Source organism: Kribbella speibonae, assembly GCF_004331375.1.
GTDB lineage: Bacteria > Actinomycetota > Actinomycetes > Propionibacteriales > Kribbellaceae > Kribbella > Kribbella sindirgiensis.
Map to the genome: position 1 here is coordinate 493,798 of NZ_SJKC01000004.1, position 15,182 is coordinate 508,979.

Sequence of the window (15,182 nt, forward strand, 5' to 3'; positions counted from 1 at the left end):
CTTCACGTCCTTACAAGACCTCAGAGGGTGTCTGAGGCAGCTCATGACGCCGAAACAGCTCGATCAGCGCCGGTACGCCGGCCGACAGGTCGTACAGCTCCGCGCGCAACCCGACGCTCGCGGCGCCCTCCACATTGGCCACGTTGTCGTCGATGAACAGCACGGAGGAGGCCGGCAGGTCGAGCGCACCGAGAATCGCCCGGAAGTACGCCGGGTCCGGCTTGGCGAGCCCGAGGTCGCACGAGTAGAACGTCCGGTCGAACCATGCGCCGTACCCGCGCTCGTCCTGCATGATCGCCCGCCGGTACCCCTGCTGATTGGTCGCCAGGTGGCACCCGATGCCGGCCGCCCGCAGGGATTGGATGAGCGCGATCACCGCGGGCTCCGCGACGAACCAGCTCCACGGCTCGAGCGCCTCGTCGACGGACACCGGCGAGTTCCAGCGCCGCAGTACGTCGCCCAGCGCGTCCCGGAAATCGACTTTCCCGACCAGTGCCGGCTTCTCGGCCGCCATCAGGTCCGCGACGAATGCTTCGCCGTCGGTGGGTACGAGGGAGGTCAAACGGGCCGACCAGTCGCGATCGGGTCGCTGGATGACCCCGTCGGCGTCGAAGAGGACTGCGGTGGGTCTCATGGCATCCCATCTTGTCATCGGAGGCTTGACCGGTTCAGTCGGTATGCGCTTACCTAATGGCTACGTAAACATATGTGGACACCTTCCGGCGAAAACCAACAGAAAGCGCCAGGTGAGGTCATGACCCTGAGTAGAAGGCACTTCCTCGCGGCCGGCTCCGCCGTCGCCGCCGCGGGTCTCACCGGCTGCGGATCCCGCAGCTCGCTGGGCGGATCGAACGAGCTCAGCATGTGGACATGGGTCGGGTCCGTCAACGACGACCTGATCGGCCAGGCGGAGAAGGCGATTCCCGGGTACGACGGTATGAAGCTGGCGATGACCCGGATCGGCTCCAACTACAAGACCAAGGTGCTGACCGCCCTGGCCGGCAAGTCCCTGGTCCCGGACATCGTCGCGATCAACGACGACGTCGCGACGTACTTCCCGAACGCGGACCAGTTCCACGACCTGTACGACCTCGGCGCGAAGGAACTGGAGAAGGACTTCCTGCCCTGGAAGTGGAAGTGGGGGGTCACACCGCAGGGCAAGATGATGGCCTACCCGATGGACACCGGGCCGACCGCGTTGTTCTACCGGACCGACATCTTCCAGAAGGCGGGCGTCGACATCGACCCGGCCGCGGTCGCGGGGATCGCCCCGGACTGGGACGCCTTCATCACGCTCGGCAAGAAGCTCGAGCAGGCCGTGCCCGGCTCCGCGATCACCGACAACATCACGAGCATCTACGGCTACCGGATGGCGCAGCAGTCCAAGCGCTACATGACGCCGGACGGCCAGTACCTCGGCGATCAGGACCACGTCCGGCAATCGTTTGATCTCGCCGTCCGGGTGGTCAAGGAAGGTCTCTCGGCCAACGCGCAGAACTCGACCGACAAGAACGCGGTCGTCACCAACGGCAAGCTCGTCGCCTACAACGGCGCCGTCTGGTGGGCGCAGCTCGGCCCGAAGAACGCGGCGCCGAAGACGAAGGGACTCTGGCGGGTGACGGCGGCTCCTGGTGGCGCCGGCAACAAGGGCGGATCCTTCCTGGCGATCACGAAGTACTGCAAGAACCCGAAGGCGGCGTTCGCGTTCATCAGCTGGCTGGAGTCGGCGAAGAACCAGGCCCAGGCGTTCCTGGACCCGGTGCTGTTCCCGTCCACGCCGGCGACGTACACCGATCCGGTGCTGGCCGCTCCCGACCCGTTCTTCGGCGGTCAGAAGATCGTCGACGTGTTCGCGGAGTCCGCGAAGAAGTACCCGGGCGCCTACTTCTCGCCGTACGACAGCATCATCGACACCCCGATCGGCGCCGAACTGGTCAACGTCGAGGCGTCCGGCAAGGACCCGGATCAGGCCTGGGCCGACGCCCAGCACCAGATCGAACGCGAACTGACCCGAGCGGGGGCGATCTGACATGGCTGTCACCAGCAAGACGGCCCCGGCCGCAATCACCCGGCCGTCCGCCGCCGCGGAAAAGCCGCCGAACAAGTACCGGCAGGCGTTCCCGCAGTACGCCGCGGTCTCGCCGTTCTTCATCCTGTTCGCGATCTTCGGCGCGTTCCCGGTGCTGTTCTCGATCTGGATCTCGTTCCATTCCTGGGACGGCATCGGGCAGATGAAGTGGGTCGGCCTCGAGCAGTACCGCTACCTGCTCACCGACGAGACGTTCTGGAAGACCATCGGCAACACGATGATCATCTGGGTGCTCTCGACGGTCCCGATGCTGCTGCTGGCGCTGGTGATCGCCAACGCCCTGCACAACGCGACCCGGCTGCGCACCTTCTACCGGATCGCGTACTTCATCCCGAACGTCACCTCGGTGGTCGCGATCACCCTGGTGTTCGGCTCGATCTTCAGCAACAACTTCGGCCTGCTGAACGCCTTCCTGCGCTCGATCGGCGTCGGCGAGGTGCAATGGCTGACCTCGCCGTGGGGGATCAAGATCGCGATCGCCACCATCGTCACCTGGCGGTGGGTCGGCTACAACGCGATCATCTACCTGGCCGGCCTGCAGGCGATCTCCGCCGACGTGTACGAGGCCGCCAAGGTGGACGGCGCGAGCCCGCGGCAGACGTTCTGGCGGATCACCGTCCCGATGATGCGGCCGGTGATCCTGTTCACCGCGGTCACCTCGACGATCGGCGGACTGCAGATCTTCACCGAGTCCCGGGTGCTGTTCGGTGACACCTCGAACATCGGCGGCCCCGGCGACGCCGGCCTGACCATCGTCTCGTACCTGTACCAGAGCGCGTTCATCAAGAACCAGTTCGGGTACGGCGCCGCGATCGGCTGGGCGCTGTTCATCCTGATCGTGCTGTTCAGCATCATCAACTGGCGGCTGATCGGCGGAAACGACGACGAACGGCTGACCCGACGCGCCGCTCGGCGGGTGGAACGCAGGATCGCAGCCCAGAATGCCAAGAGGGAGGCCGCAGATGTCCGTTGAGCGCATTCGCACCGCCGTCGGTCACATCGTGCTGATGTTCGGCGTGCTGGTCTCGCTGTTCCCGTTCTACTGGATGGTGGTGATGGCCTCCAACACCACCCCGGACATCTTCAGCTACCCGCCGAAACTGCTGATCGGCTCGCACCTGTTCGAGAACATGGGCAAGGTGCTCGACAACATCGACTTCTTCGGCTCGATGCTGCTCACGCTGATCGCCTCGCTCGGCGTCACGGTCCTGGTGCTGTTCTTCGACTCGCTCGCCGCGTTCGCGTTCGCGAAGTACGAGTTCCCGGGCCGGAACCTGCTGTTCGGCCTGCTGCTCGCGACCTTCATGATCCCGGCGCAGCTGTCGCTGGTGCCGCAGTTCGTGACGCTGGCCGAGTTCGGCTGGATCGGGTCGCTGAAGGCCCTCATCATCCCGGGCGCGGCGAACGCGTTCGGGATCTTCTGGATGCGCCAGTACGCCAAGGGCGCCATCCCCGACGAACTCATCTCGGCCGCCAAGGTCGACGGCGCCGGATTCTTCCGGCAGTACCTCACCGTCGGCCTGCCGGTGCTCCGGCCCGGTCTGGCCTTCCTCGGCATCTTCACCTTCATCAACGTCTGGAACGACTACCTCTGGCCGTTGATCGTGATGACCGACCCGAACCGCCTCACCCTCCAGGTCGCACTCGACCAGCTGAACGGCATCTACGGCACCGACTACTCGATGGTGATGGCCGGTGCGCTGATGAGCGTCATCCCGCTGATCGGTGTCTTCCTGATCGGCGCCCGTTCGTTCATCGCCGACCTGGCCGCGGGCGCCATGAAGTTCTGACCCAACCACACACCAGACACGGGATTTCTTTTGACTGACCACAAGCTCCGCTGGGGCATCATCGGCACCGGCAACATCGCGTCCCGGTTCGCCAGCCAGGTGCCGACGTCGAAGACCAACGAGGTCGTCGCCGTCGGCAGCCGGTCCCTCGACTCGGCGAACGCCTTCGCCGACAAGTGGGACATCGCCAACCGGCACGGTTCGTACGACGACCTGCTCGCCGACGAGACCGTCGACGCCGTCTACATCGCGACACCGCACCCGATGCACGTCGAGTGGGCGATCAAGACGGCCGAGGCCGGTAAGCACGTGCTGTGCGAGAAGCCGCTCGCGATCAACCGCGCGTGGGCCGAGGCGATGATCGAGGCCGCGGTCCGCAATGACGTCTTCCTGATGGAGGCGTACATGTACCGGTGCCTGCCGCAGACCAAGCTGGTCGCCCAGCTGGTCCGCGACGGCGAGCTCGGCACCGTCCACCAGATCCAGGCCACGTTCGCGTTCAACGCGTCGTTCAACCCCAGCAGCCGGATCTACGCCGACGAGCTGGCCGGCGGCGGCATCCTCGATGTCGGCGGCTACCCGGTGTCGATGGCCCGCCTGATCGCCGGCGCGGCCACCGGGCAGCCGTTCCAGGACCCGGCCGCGGTGTCCGCGGTCGGCACCGTGGGCGAGACCGGTGTCGACGAGTGGACGGTGGCGACGCTGTTCTTCGACGGCGGCGTGACCGCCCAGGTGAGCACCGGCGTACGGCTCGGTGACAAGAACCAGGTCCGGGTCTACGGCAGCAAGGGCTACCTGCAGGTCGACGACCCGTGGTTCGGCGGCGACGGCAAGCCGACCCACGTCACGCTGCACAAGGTGGGCGAGGAGCCGCGGGAGATCTCTGCGGAGCCGGCGCTGATCTACACCGCGGAGGCCGAGGCGGTACAGGCGGCGATCGTCGCCGGCGCGAAGGAGGCGCCGGAGATGAGCTGGGCGGACACGCTCGGCAACCTCACCGTCCAGGACCAGTGGCGGGCCGCGATCGGGCAGCAGTACGCGAGCGAGCGGGACGACGCGATCATCCCGACCGCGACCGGACGCCCGCTGACCAAGCGTGCGGACGCCCCGATGACGTACGGGCACGTGCCGGGCGTCGACAAGCAGGTGTCCCGGCTTGTGATGGGCGTGGACAACCAGCAGACGCTCCCGCACGCGGCGGTCGTGTTCGACGACTTCGTCGAGCGCGGCGGTACGACGTTCGACACGGCCTACATCTACGGCGGCGGCCGCGGCGAGAAGCTGCTCGGGCAGTGGATGCAGTCCCGCGGCAACCGGGACGAGGTCGTCGTGATCGGCAAGGGCGCGCACACGCCGTACTGTGACCCCGAGTCGATCACCCGGCAGCTGCACGAGAGCCTGGAGCGGCTGCAGACCGACCACGTCGACCTGTACTTCATGCACCGCGACAACGAGGACATCGCGGTCTCGGAGTTCATCGACGTCCTCGACGAGCACTTCAAGGCCGGCCGGATCAAGGCGTTCGGCGGTTCGAACTGGTCCACCGCGCGCTTCGACGAGGCCAACGCGTACGCCGAGGCGAACAGCAAGCAGCCGTTCACGCTGCTCAGCAACCACCTCAGCCTCGCGCGGGCGTACGACGTACCGTGGGCCGGCTGCCGGCACGTGGCCGACGACGAGTCGCAGGAATGGCTGCGGGAGCGGCAGGTCGCGCTGTTCCCGTGGTCGAGCCAGGCCCGCGGGTTCTTCACCGGACGGGCCAAGCCGGAGGACACCTCGGACGCCGAGCTCGTGCGCTGCTTCTACTCCGACGAGAACTTCCGCCGGCTGGACCGGGCGCGGGAGCTGGCGGCCGCCAAGGGCGTCGAGCCGACCGCGATCGCGCTAGCCTGGTTGCTGCACCAGCCGTACCCGGTGTTCCCGCTGATCGGGCCGCGGCACGTCAGCGAGACCCGGACCTCGACACCGGGCCTGTCGGTGACGCTGACGGACGAGGAAGTGGCCTATCTCACTGCCTGATCGAGGGCAGTCAGCCGAATTGGTCGTGTGCTGACACGCATGTAACATGGCATGTCGGAGTTACGACCCTGAACACGGAGAATCATGTCTAAGAAGTGCGATGTCTGCGGCAAGCAGCCGACGTTCGGCAACAGCGTTGCCCGCCTGGGTAAGGGTGCGATGATCCGCCGGGTCAAGGCTCGTACGCCGCGGCGGTTCAACCCCAACATTCAGCCGGTGAAGGCGCTCATCAAGGGCACCCCGACCCGCATGAAGGTCTGCACGTCCTGCATCAAGGCCGGCAAGGTCCAGCGCGTCGTCGGCTGATCTCAGCTTTCACTCCGTGTAGGGCCTTTCGATAGGCGCCCGGGTCTGACCCGGGCGCCTATTCGTGTCTCCTCGCGACGACCGTGATCTCGTTCCGGTTGTGGTGCAGCTGCCGGGCGTGCAGTACGTCGTACCGCTCGCCGAGCACGTCGATACCGCGGCGCGCGCCGTCCAGCGGGTTCTTGCCGCCGCCCTTCAGCGTGACGACGGCGAGACCGCCGCGTCGCAGGTGCGCCGCCGCGTCCAGCATCATCCGGGCGCTCGTCACCTGGTCCATCCGCATGTCGTTCACCGCCACGTCGAAGCGGACCCGGTTGGCGGCGAAGAACCGGCCCGCCGTCGTCGCCTCGTGATGGATCCGGCGATCGCCCCGCAGCCGCGGGTCCAGCGATCCCGGGTCGACCGACCACACCTCCTGCCCGTGCTGCCGCAGGATCCGCGTCCAGCCACCCGGCGACGCGCCGAGGTCGACGGCCTTCCCACCGCGGGGCAGCCCCAGCCCGAACGTCGCGATCGCCTCTTCCAGCTTGAACTCCGACCGCGAGACCCGCTCGTCACCCCGGGCCAGCCGCATCCGCCCGCCCGGCCAGTCCGACAGGCTGTTCGCGAGCCGGTTCAGCCCGAGCAGCACCGCCTTCCGCCCCGCGAAGCACGAAACGACGTACTCCTGCCCGGAGCGCGTGACGGCCACCCCGCGGGCGGCCAGGGCCTCCTGCAGGTGGTGGTAGTACGACCCGCCGGTGCCGGCCGCGTCGGTCCAGGCCTGGACCGCCAGCGCCTTCGGGTACTCCGGCAGCTCGCCCAGCACGACCTCGGCCAGCTCGTACTCCGGCGGCAGCTCCTCGAAGCTCGCGATCTCCACCGTCAGATGCCGGACGAACATGATCCGCCCCGCGTCACACGCCGCCGCGAACGCCTCCACGGGCGGCCCCTCGACCCGCCCGAGCTCGGCGCCGACCCGCTGGACCCGCACGTCCCGCCCGAACTCGCCCCGGATCTCCCGCACTGCCAACTCGTAGCTGTCGGCCGCGACCGAGAACAACACACTCCTGCCACCACTCACCCGGGAACCCTACGCGTTAGCCTTCCGGGCGTGGAGGAATTGACCGTTGACGTGCTGCGGGCCTGGGCCCGGACCGCACTGGCCGACCTGGCCCGGGCCCGGACCGAGATCGACGAGCTGAACGTGTACCCGGTACCGGACGGCGACACCGGCACCAACCTCTACCTGACCTGGGAAGCCGCCTGCGACGCGCTGCCCAAGGGCGAACTGACCTTCACCGAGGCGATCCAGGCCTTCGGCCGCGGCGCCCTGCTCGGCGCCCGCGGCAACTCCGGCGTGATCACCTCCCAGCTGATCCGCGCCTGCGGCCTCCGCCTCGACGAGAACCTCCCGCACCACGATTCCCGGATGAGTGAGGCCGCCGCCTTCGCCGACGCGCTCAAGTACGCCGCCGACGCCGCGTACGGGGCCGTCGCGCAGCCCGTCGAAGGCACGATGCTCACCGTCGCCCGCGCCGCCGCCACCGGTGCGATGACCGCCGCGAACGACGGCAAGACCCTCGCCGACGTCTGCCTCGCCGCGGTCGCCTCCGCCCGCCAGGCCCTCACGAGGACGACCGAACAGCTCGACGTACTGCGTCGCGCGGGCGTCGTCGACGCCGGGGGAGCGGGTCTCGTCGTCATCCTGGGCGCGATGGAATCGGTCCTCACCGGGCAGCACGTGCGGGTCGACGTACCGGCCAGGGTCGAGCCGCAGGGCGAGAGCGCGGAGAGCCAGGACGGGCCGGCGTACGAGGTGATGTACCTGCTGGACGCGCCCGACGACAAGATCGGCGACTTCCGGCAGGCCCTGGCCGCGCTCGGCGACTCGGTCGTCGTGGTCGGCGGCGACGCGCTCTGGAACGTCCACGTGCACACCGACGACGTCGGCGCCGCGATCGAGCACGGCATCGACATCGGCCGCCCGCACCGGATCCGGGTCACCCACTTCGACGACCAGGCCCACCACCACGAGCCCGCTCCGAGCCGCGCCGTGATCGCAGTCGTGGCCGGCGACGGGCTCGCAGGCCTGTTCACCGAGGCCGGCGCCCGGATCATCCGCGGTGGCCCCGGCCGCCGCTGTTCCACCGGCGAGCTGCTGCAGGCGATCGAGCAGTCGCAGGCGCCCGAGATCGTGATTCTGCCCAATGACCAGGACTCGATCGCGGTCGCCGAGGCCGCCGCGACCGCTGCCCGCCAGGACGGGATCCGGGTCGCCGTGATCCCCACCCGCGCCCAGGTCCAGGGCCTCGCGGCGATCGCCGTCCACGACCCGGACCGCAGCTTCGACGACGACGTCGTGCACCTGTCGGCCGCCGCAGGGCAGACCCGGCACGGCGCCGTCACGATCGCGGTCAAGGACGCCTGGACGATGGCCGGCCGGTGCCGGATCGGCGACGCGCTCGGCGTTGTCGACGGCGATTTCGCGCTGATCACCGGCGATCTCGAGGAGGCGGCGCTGGAGGTCGTCGACCGGTTGCTCGGCGGCGGTGGCGAGCTGCTCACGATCGTCACCGGCCGCGACGCCGACCCGGCCCTGGCCGACGCCGTGGAGCGGCACGTTCGCCGGCAACGCAAAGATGTCGACGTCGTGGTGTACGACGGAGGGCAGGACAGGTACCCGCTGCTGATCGGGGTGGAATGAAGACTGACATGGACCGCAAGCTTCGGGACTTCCTCGGGGCGAAGACGGCCAAGACGTTCGCCGACGTGCTCGAGATCGAGACCGTCGGCGAGCTGCTGCGGCACTACCCGCGGCGGTACCTGAAGAAGGGCGAGCTGACCCCGTTCGACGAACTCGAGGTCGGCGACCAGGCGACCGTCAGCGGCCGGGTCAAGAAGGTGACGGCCCGCGCGCTGGACACCAAGATCGAGATCAAGGCCGACGACGTCTACAAGTTCCGCAAGAAGCGGACGATCACCAAGGTCGTGGTCACCGACGGCCGCAACGACCTGGAGCTGGCGTTCTTCAACCAGCCCTGGCTGCTGACCAAACTGACCCCCGGCACCGCCGCGCTGTTCTGGGGCGAGGTGACGATGTTCCGCGACACCATGCAGCTGAAGGGCCCCGGCACCGAGATCCTGGACGAGGACGACCTCACCGAGGCCGAGATCGAACGCCGGGCCCGGCCCTTCCGCCCGCTCTACCCGGCGACCGGGAAGTTGCCGACCGCAACGATCGAGCGCTCGGTCAAGATCGTCCTGGACAGCCTGGACGACCGCGTCGACGACCCGGTCCCGGACCTGGTGCTGCGCAACGAGAAGCTGCTCGGTCTGCGCGAAGCCCTGCAGAAGGTGCATCTTCCGGACACCGAGAAGGACATTCACGACGCGCAGCAGCGGTTCCGGTTCGAGGAAGCGCTGGTGATGCAGACGATCCTCGCTCAGCGCCGCGCGGTGACCGACGCGCTGAGCGCCGTACCGCGGCCGCGGCAGACCGGTGGACTGCTCGACGACTTCGACCAACGGCTGCCGTTCGAGCTGACCGAAGGCCAGGCCGAGGTGGGGGAGGAGATCTTCGCCGACCTCGCCCGGCCGCACCCGATGCACCGGCTGCTGCAAGGCGAGGTCGGCTCCGGCAAGACCGTGGTCGCGCTGCGGGCGATGCTGTCCGTGGTCGACAACGGCGGCCAGGCGGCCCTGCTGGCGCCGACCGAGGTGCTCGCGGTCCAGCACCACAAGACGCTCACCAAGATGCTCGGCGACCTGGCCGAGCAGGGCATGCTCGGCGGCGCGGAGCATGCCACCAAGATCGGGTTGCTGACCGGTTCGCTGAACACCGCGTCCCGCCGTACGGCGATGCTCGACGCGGCCAGTGGTGCGGCCGGGATCGTGGTCGGGACGCACGCGCTGCTCGAGGACAAGGTCCAGTTCGCGGATCTCGGGCTCGTGGTGGTCGACGAGCAGCACCGCTTCGGGGTCGAGCAGCGGGCCGCGCTGAGCGCGAAATCCGGGGCGAACACGCCGCACGTGCTGGTGATGACCGCGACGCCGATCCCGCGCACGGTGGCGATGACGGTGTTCGGCGACCTCGCGGTCTCGACGCTCACCCAGTTGCCGGCCGGGCGGTCGCCGATCCAGTCGTCCGTGGTGCCCGCCAAGGAGCGGCCGGACTGGCTGCAGCGGGCCTGGGCGCGGGTCCGCGAGGAGGTCGGCAAGGGCCACCAGGCGTACGTCGTGTGCCCGCGGATCGGCGACGACGTCAAGAACGCGAAGGACGAGGAAGGCGAGCTCCTCGAGACCGATGAGGGCGGGAAGAAGCAGGCGCGGCCGCCGATCTCGGTGATGCAGGTGTCCGAGGCGCTGGCGGAGATCCTGCACGACCTGCGCGTCGAGATCCTGCACGGGCGGCTCCCGGCCGAGGAGAAGGACGCGGTGATGTCCCGGTTCGCGGCCGGCGACATCGACGTCCTGATCGCCACCACAGTCATCGAGGTCGGCGTCGACGTACCGAACGCCTCGACGATGGTGATCATGGACGCCGACCGGTTCGGGATCTCGCAGCTCCACCAGCTGCGCGGGCGGGTCGGGCGGGGCAAGGTGCCCGGGCTGTGCCTGCTGGTCACGGACCTGTGGGCGGGTTCCAAGTCGTACGGGCGCCTGGACGCGGTGGCGTCGACGACCGACGGGTTCGAGCTGTCGCGGATCGACCTCGAGACCCGCCGCGAGGGCGACGTACTGGGTGTCGCGCAGTCCGGGCGGCGCAGCAGCCTCAAACTGCTCAGCGTGCTGCGGGACGAGGACATCATCCTCGCGGCCCGCCACGAGGCCACCAGGATCGTCGGGGTGGACCCCGCCCTGTCCGAGTTCCCGGAGCTGCTCACGATCGTCCGAGCCGCCCTGCAGTCCGAGACCACCGAATACCTGGAGAAGCATTGACGCGCGTGATCGGGGGAGCGGCTGGTGGGCGGCGGATCGGCGTACCGGCGGGGAGTGGGACTCGGCCGACGGCGGATCGGGTGCGGGAGGCGTTGTTCTCGTCGCTGGAGTCCGAGTTCGGCAGCTTCCATGGGCTCGCGGTCCTCGACCTGTACGCCGGATCCGGCGCGATCGGGCTGGAGGCGCTCTCCCGGGGCGCTGCCACGACCGTGCTGGTCGAATCGGACCGGAAAGCGGCCGAGGTGATCGCGGCCAACATCAAGGTCGTGGGCCTGCCGGGAGCGACGCTCCTGACCCGGCCCGTGGAGAAGGTGACGGCCGGTGACGCCCTCGCGGTGTTCGACCTCGTGTTCGCGGACCCGCCGTACAAGCTGGAGACCGCCGAGCTGCAGGAGGTGCTGACCGGCCTGGCGGCGCACGGCTGGCTCGCCGACGACGCGGTGGTGGTCGTCGAACGCGGGAAACGGGAGCCGTGGGACTGGCCCGAGGGGTTCGCCGCGCTGCGCGACCGCAAGTACGGCGAGGCCCGCCTTTGGTACGGTCACCGCCATGGTTAAGGCCGTCTTCCCAGGGACCTTCGACCCGCCGACGGTCGGGCACCTGGACGTCATCACGCGGGCTGCTGCCGCCTTCGACGAGCTGATCGTCGCGACCGGGGTGAACCAGTCGAAGAACCGGCTGTTCGGGCCGCAGGAGCGGATCGAGATGCTCACCGAGCTGGTCGAACCGTTCCCGAACGTCCGGGTCGGCTCCTTCGAGGGCCTGGTGGTCGACTACTGCCGGGCCGAGGGCGCCGCCGTGATGGTAAAGGGCCTGCGGTCGGCCGCCGACTACGACTACGAACTGCAGATGGCGCAGCTGAACCGGCGGATGACCGGCGTCGACACGTTCTTCCTGCCGACCGCGCCGGAACACGCCTTCATCTCGTCCAGCTGGGTCAAGGAGATCGCCCGCCTCGGCGGCGACGTCAGCACGTTCGTGACCCCAGCCGTTCACGCACGGTTACTGAACACGCTGTGACTGTCCCCGGATTGGGCGCAGCGCCGGGGAGTTGGTAGTGTAGATCACCGGTCTCGACGAGACCGAGTTCTTGCCTGCCCACGCCTGAAAGGGATGTTCTGAGCGTCTTGGACCCGCGGTCCCCACTCGTGATCGATACCCACGAGCTGACCCGCCGCGCAGGGTCCCAACGCGAAGTCACCTTCTCGAGCCCGGCGCCGGCGGATCTCGGAATCGACGTGATCGGCGTCCCCGAAGGCGATCCGATCCAGTTCGATCTACGGCTGGAATCGGTGGTCGAAGGGGTGCTCGTCACCGGAACGGCCCGCGGCCGTCTGGTCGGGGAGTGCGCGCGGTGCCTGGTCGATATCGAGGACGAGTTCCTCGCTGACGTCCAGGAGCTGTACGTCTACCCGGAGAGCGAAGCCGAGCCGGACGAGGCCAGCCGGATGGAGGGCGATCTGATCGACCTCGAGCCGGTGCTGAGGGACCAGGTGGTGCTCGCACTGCCGTTCCAGCCGTTGTGTACGGACGACTGTCCGGGTCTGTGCCCCGACTGCGGGGTACGCCTGGCGGACGAGCCCGGCCACAAGCACGAGGACGGGACCGACCCACGCTGGGCCGCCCTCGGAAACCTGCTCGAGCAGGACCAGCAGGACAACTGAACAGCTCCACCGCACCACCGCAGTACCGAAATCGTCAGACTGAGCCGGCCGGGTCCACCAGGCCCCCGGCCGAACCGAGGAGTCATAACCGTGGCCGTTCCGAAGCGGAAGATGTCGCGCAGCAACACCCGGAGCCGCCGGGCGCAGTGGAAGACGACTGCCCCGTCGCTGGTGACCTGCGTGAACCCCGCCTGCCGCGCGAAGCACCTGCAGCACACCGTCTGCCCGAACTGCGGCCAGTACGGCGCCAAGGGCGAGCGCCGCCAGGTCGTCGAGAGCTAAACGGCCACCTTCACAGTGAACTCTGCCAACGAAACGGGGCTCTACGCCGAGCTGAACCAGCGGCTCGGCGTATCGCTGGCTGACGAACTGCTGGAGCACGCCTTCACCCACCGCTCGTACGCGTACGAGAACGGCGGGCTGCCGACGAACGAGCGACTGGAGTTCCTCGGGGACTCCGTGCTCGGCGTCATCGTCACGGAGTCGTTGTTCCGGAACCACCCGGACCTGTCCGAGGGCCGACTGGCCAAGCTACGGGCCGCGGTGGTCAACATGCGTGCGCTCGCGGGTGTCGCCCGCGAGCTCAAGCTGGGCAAGTACCTGCGGCTCGGCCGCGGGGAAGAGGCCACCGGCGGCCGGGACAAGTCGTCGATCCTTGCCGACTGTGTCGAGGCGCTGATCGGCGCCGTGTACCTGGACCGCGGCTTCGAGGTCGCGGGCGGGGTCGTGCACCGGCTGTTCGACGACCTGATGGAGTCCTCGGCCCGGCTCGGCGCCGGCCTGGACTGGAAGACGTCGCTGCAGGAGCTGGTCGCCCAGCTCGGCGTCGGCGTCCCCGAGTACGTGATCGCGGAGTCCGGACCGGACCACGCCAAGACGTTCGAGGCGCGGGTCCGAATCGGTTCCGACACCTACGGCCACGGCATCGGCCGGAGCAAGAAGGAAGCCGAGCAGCAGGCCGCCGAGACCGCCTGGAAGGCCCTGCGCGCCGCGCATCCCGACAGCGTGGACCCCTCGCAGTCCTGAGTTGCCCGAGCTCCCGGAAGTAGAAGTCGTACGGCGCGGCCTGGTGGATTTCCTCACCGGGCGCACCGTCGAGAGCGTCGAGGTGCTGCACCCCCGCCCGGTACGGCGTCACGCCGCCGGGCCGGAGGACTTCGTCTCGCGGCTCAAGGGCCAGGTTTTCGCGGAGCCGGCCCGGCGCGGGAAGTACCTCTGGCTGCCTTTGACGTCCGGTGACGCGGTTCTGACCCACCTCGGAATGAGCGGTCAGTTCCGGGTCCAGCCGGTCGGCGCGCCCGACGAGCCGCATCTCCGGGTCCGGTTCCGGTTCGCCGACGGCGGCGGAGAGGTCCGTTTTGTGGACCAGCGGATGTTCGGTGGTCTTTCGTACTCCGAGGGCGGCGCCGAACTGCCCGCCGAGATCGCCCACATCGCCCGCGACCCGTTCGATCCTCTGTTCGATCCGGAGCTGGCGACGGCGAAGATCCGCCGCCGACGGACCGGGCTCAAACGAGCGCTGCTGGACCAGACCGCGATCAGCGGGATCGGCAACATCTACGCCGACGAAGCGTTGTGGCGGGCCAAGCTGCACTACGCCCGGGCGACAGAAACGCTGAAACCCTTACAAATAAGGGGCATCCTCGAGCAGGCGCACGCCGTGATGGCCGAGGCGCTGACCGTTGGTGGCACCAGCTTCGACGCCCTGTACGTCAACGTGAACGGGGAATCCGGGTACTTCGAGCGCGGCCTGAACGTCTACGGGCAGGAGGGATCGCCGTGTCCACGGGACGGCCGGCCGATCCGTCGCGAGCCGTTCATGAACCGTTCGTCGTACCGGTGCCCGAAATGTCAGCCGGTTCCGCGGCTGGTCCGCTGGTGAGCGAGGTATCGTTAATAAACGTGGCCCAGGTTGACCCGTCGCCCTCGCCGGTGTCACCCTGAAAGACGGCACACATTTTCGGCGCTCCCTGATGACCCCGATACGGAGCGCGACCGGCCAGAACCCTTCCGGAGGACAGCACAATGGCCAAGGCTCTTCTAGGGCATCTTGGAGGCACTGACCCGCGCATGCTCGAGCAGGTTCGTCTGCTCAACCGGCGCGTCGCAGATCTGGAGGCGCACGTGATGCGGCTTCAGGCGGAGAACGACCACCTGGTGGCACAGATCCACGAGGGTCGGCTGCTCACAGTCGACGAGGCCCTGCGCACTCCCGCTTCGGTCTGAAGCACCTAGATTCATCTCGACCGTCCGGCACTAGCTGCAGAACGGCGGTGGCCCCCGTCCGGGCCTCCGCCGGTTGTAGGTTCTTCTTGTTGTGCATCCCGATGATTCGCCGGCCATCTCTCAACGGCCTGGCCTCCGCTGGATTCCGCGGTTCTCTTTGTAGACTGC

At 68.4% G+C, this 15,182-nt stretch carries 16 protein-coding genes; 14 read left to right on the top strand and 2 right to left on the bottom strand.

The features are described from left to right. Window positions 1-10 precede the first annotated feature (10 nt). Window positions 11-634, bottom strand: coding sequence for an HAD family hydrolase (locus E0H92_RS30375; RefSeq protein ID WP_131463911.1), 624 nt, complete (start codon window positions 632-634; stop codon window positions 11-13). A gap of 120 nt (window positions 635-754) precedes the next feature. Here E0H92_RS30375 and E0H92_RS30380 point away from each other — a divergent pair, with 120 nt between their 5' ends. The 5 genes from E0H92_RS30380 to rpmB all read left to right on the top strand — a co-directional run bounded on the left by E0H92_RS30380 (window position 755) and on the right by rpmB (window position 6,204). After that, window positions 755-2,029, top strand: a complete 1,275-nt coding sequence (locus tag E0H92_RS30380) for an ABC transporter substrate-binding protein (RefSeq protein WP_131463913.1) — start codon at window positions 755-757, stop codon at window positions 2,027-2,029. 1 nt (window position 2,030) lies between these two features. Further along, the gene (locus E0H92_RS30385; protein ID WP_131463915.1) at window positions 2,031-3,062 is read left to right on the top strand and encodes a carbohydrate ABC transporter permease; all 1,032 of its coding nucleotides are present in this window, start codon (window positions 2,031-2,033) and stop codon (window positions 3,060-3,062) included. After that, a complete protein-coding gene (locus E0H92_RS30390; protein WP_131498669.1) occupies window positions 3,052-3,879 on the top strand; it encodes a carbohydrate ABC transporter permease in 828 nt (275 codons plus the stop codon). The genes E0H92_RS30385 and E0H92_RS30390 overlap by 11 nt, the downstream gene beginning before the upstream one ends. A gap of 30 nt (window positions 3,880-3,909) precedes the next feature. Beyond that, a complete protein-coding gene (locus E0H92_RS30395) occupies window positions 3,910-5,898 on the top strand; it encodes an aldo/keto reductase (protein ID WP_131498670.1) in 1,989 nt (662 codons plus the stop codon). Between the two features lie 84 nt (window positions 5,899-5,982). Then, window positions 5,983-6,204 carry a 50S ribosomal protein L28 gene (gene rpmB / locus E0H92_RS30400; RefSeq protein ID WP_131463921.1) on the top strand — a complete coding sequence of 74 codons (222 nt, stop codon included), beginning with the start codon at window positions 5,983-5,985 and terminating at the stop codon, window positions 6,202-6,204. A gap of 58 nt (window positions 6,205-6,262) precedes the next feature. Here rpmB and E0H92_RS30405 read toward each other — a convergent pair whose 3' ends face one another. Continuing rightward, window positions 6,263-7,267 carry an SAM-dependent methyltransferase gene (locus E0H92_RS30405; protein WP_238173666.1) on the bottom strand — a complete coding sequence of 335 codons (1,005 nt, stop codon included), beginning with the start codon at window positions 7,265-7,267 and terminating at the stop codon, window positions 6,263-6,265. 30 nt (window positions 7,268-7,297) lie between these two features. Here E0H92_RS30405 and E0H92_RS30410 point away from each other — a divergent pair, with 30 nt between their 5' ends. The 9 genes from E0H92_RS30410 to E0H92_RS30450 all read left to right on the top strand — a co-directional run bounded on the left by E0H92_RS30410 (window position 7,298) and on the right by E0H92_RS30450 (window position 15,014). Continuing rightward, a complete protein-coding gene (locus tag E0H92_RS30410; RefSeq protein WP_131498671.1) occupies window positions 7,298-8,890 on the top strand; it encodes a DAK2 domain-containing protein in 1,593 nt (530 codons plus the stop codon). Beyond that, window positions 8,887-11,124 (top strand): ATP-dependent DNA helicase RecG, encoded by a 2,238-nt coding sequence (gene recG / locus E0H92_RS30415; protein WP_131498672.1) that lies wholly within the window; start codon window positions 8,887-8,889, stop codon window positions 11,122-11,124. Before E0H92_RS30410 ends, recG begins: the two co-directional genes overlap by 4 nt. 5 nt (window positions 11,125-11,129) lie before the next feature. Further along, window positions 11,130-11,681, top strand: a complete 552-nt coding sequence (rsmD, locus tag E0H92_RS30420; RefSeq protein ID WP_338068882.1) for a 16S rRNA (guanine(966)-N(2))-methyltransferase RsmD — start codon at window positions 11,130-11,132, stop codon at window positions 11,679-11,681. After that, on the top strand, window positions 11,674-12,144 hold the full coding sequence (gene coaD, locus E0H92_RS30425; protein WP_131498674.1) for a pantetheine-phosphate adenylyltransferase: 471 nt from the start codon (window positions 11,674-11,676) through the stop codon (window positions 12,142-12,144). Before rsmD ends, coaD begins: the two co-directional genes overlap by 8 nt. A gap of 128 nt (window positions 12,145-12,272) precedes the next feature. Beyond that, on the top strand, window positions 12,273-12,788 hold the full coding sequence (locus E0H92_RS30430; protein ID WP_165550109.1) for a YceD family protein: 516 nt from the start codon (window positions 12,273-12,275) through the stop codon (window positions 12,786-12,788). Window positions 12,789-12,878: 90 nt separating this feature from the next. Beyond that, the gene (gene rpmF / locus E0H92_RS30435) at window positions 12,879-13,070 is read left to right on the top strand and encodes a 50S ribosomal protein L32 (protein WP_130387616.1); all 192 of its coding nucleotides are present in this window, start codon (window positions 12,879-12,881) and stop codon (window positions 13,068-13,070) included. 15 nt (window positions 13,071-13,085) lie between these two features. Further along, window positions 13,086-13,814 carry a ribonuclease III gene (gene rnc, locus E0H92_RS30440; RefSeq protein ID WP_130387617.1) on the top strand — a complete coding sequence of 243 codons (729 nt, stop codon included), beginning with the start codon at window positions 13,086-13,088 and terminating at the stop codon, window positions 13,812-13,814. 1 nt (window position 13,815) lies between these two features. Further along, entirely contained in the window at window positions 13,816-14,670 is an 855-nt protein-coding gene (mutM, locus tag E0H92_RS30445; RefSeq protein WP_131463933.1) for a bifunctional DNA-formamidopyrimidine glycosylase/DNA-(apurinic or apyrimidinic site) lyase, read from the top strand. Between the two features lie 188 nt (window positions 14,671-14,858). Continuing rightward, a complete protein-coding gene (locus E0H92_RS30450) occupies window positions 14,859-15,014 on the top strand; it encodes a hypothetical protein (RefSeq protein WP_238151152.1) in 156 nt (51 codons plus the stop codon). Window positions 15,015-15,182: the final 168 nt, after the last annotated feature.

Excerpts from the sequence above, each read along its gene's own strand:
- E0H92_RS30380 (WP_131463913.1), top strand. The coding sequence starts at position 755 with ATGACCCTGAGTAGAAGGCACTTCCTCGCGGCCGGCTCCGCCGTCGCC.
- E0H92_RS30385 (WP_131463915.1), top strand. The coding sequence starts at position 2,031 with ATGGCTGTCACCAGCAAGACGGCCCCGGCCGCAATCACCCGGCCGTCC.
- rpmB (WP_131463921.1), top strand. The coding sequence starts at position 5,983 with ATGTCTAAGAAGTGCGATGTCTGCGGCAAGCAGCCGACGTTCGGCAAC.
- E0H92_RS30390 (WP_131498669.1), top strand. The coding sequence starts at position 3,052 with ATGTCCGTTGAGCGCATTCGCACCGCCGTCGGTCACATCGTGCTGATG.
- E0H92_RS30375 (WP_131463911.1), bottom strand. The coding sequence starts at position 634 with ATGAGACCCACCGCAGTCCTCTTCGACGCCGACGGGGTCATCCAGCGA.
- coaD (WP_131498674.1), top strand. The coding sequence starts at position 11,674 with ATGGTTAAGGCCGTCTTCCCAGGGACCTTCGACCCGCCGACGGTCGGG.
- E0H92_RS30450 (WP_238151152.1), top strand. The coding sequence starts at position 14,859 with ATGCTCGAGCAGGTTCGTCTGCTCAACCGGCGCGTCGCAGATCTGGAG.
- recG (WP_131498672.1), top strand. The coding sequence starts at position 8,887 with ATGAAGACTGACATGGACCGCAAGCTTCGGGACTTCCTCGGGGCGAAG.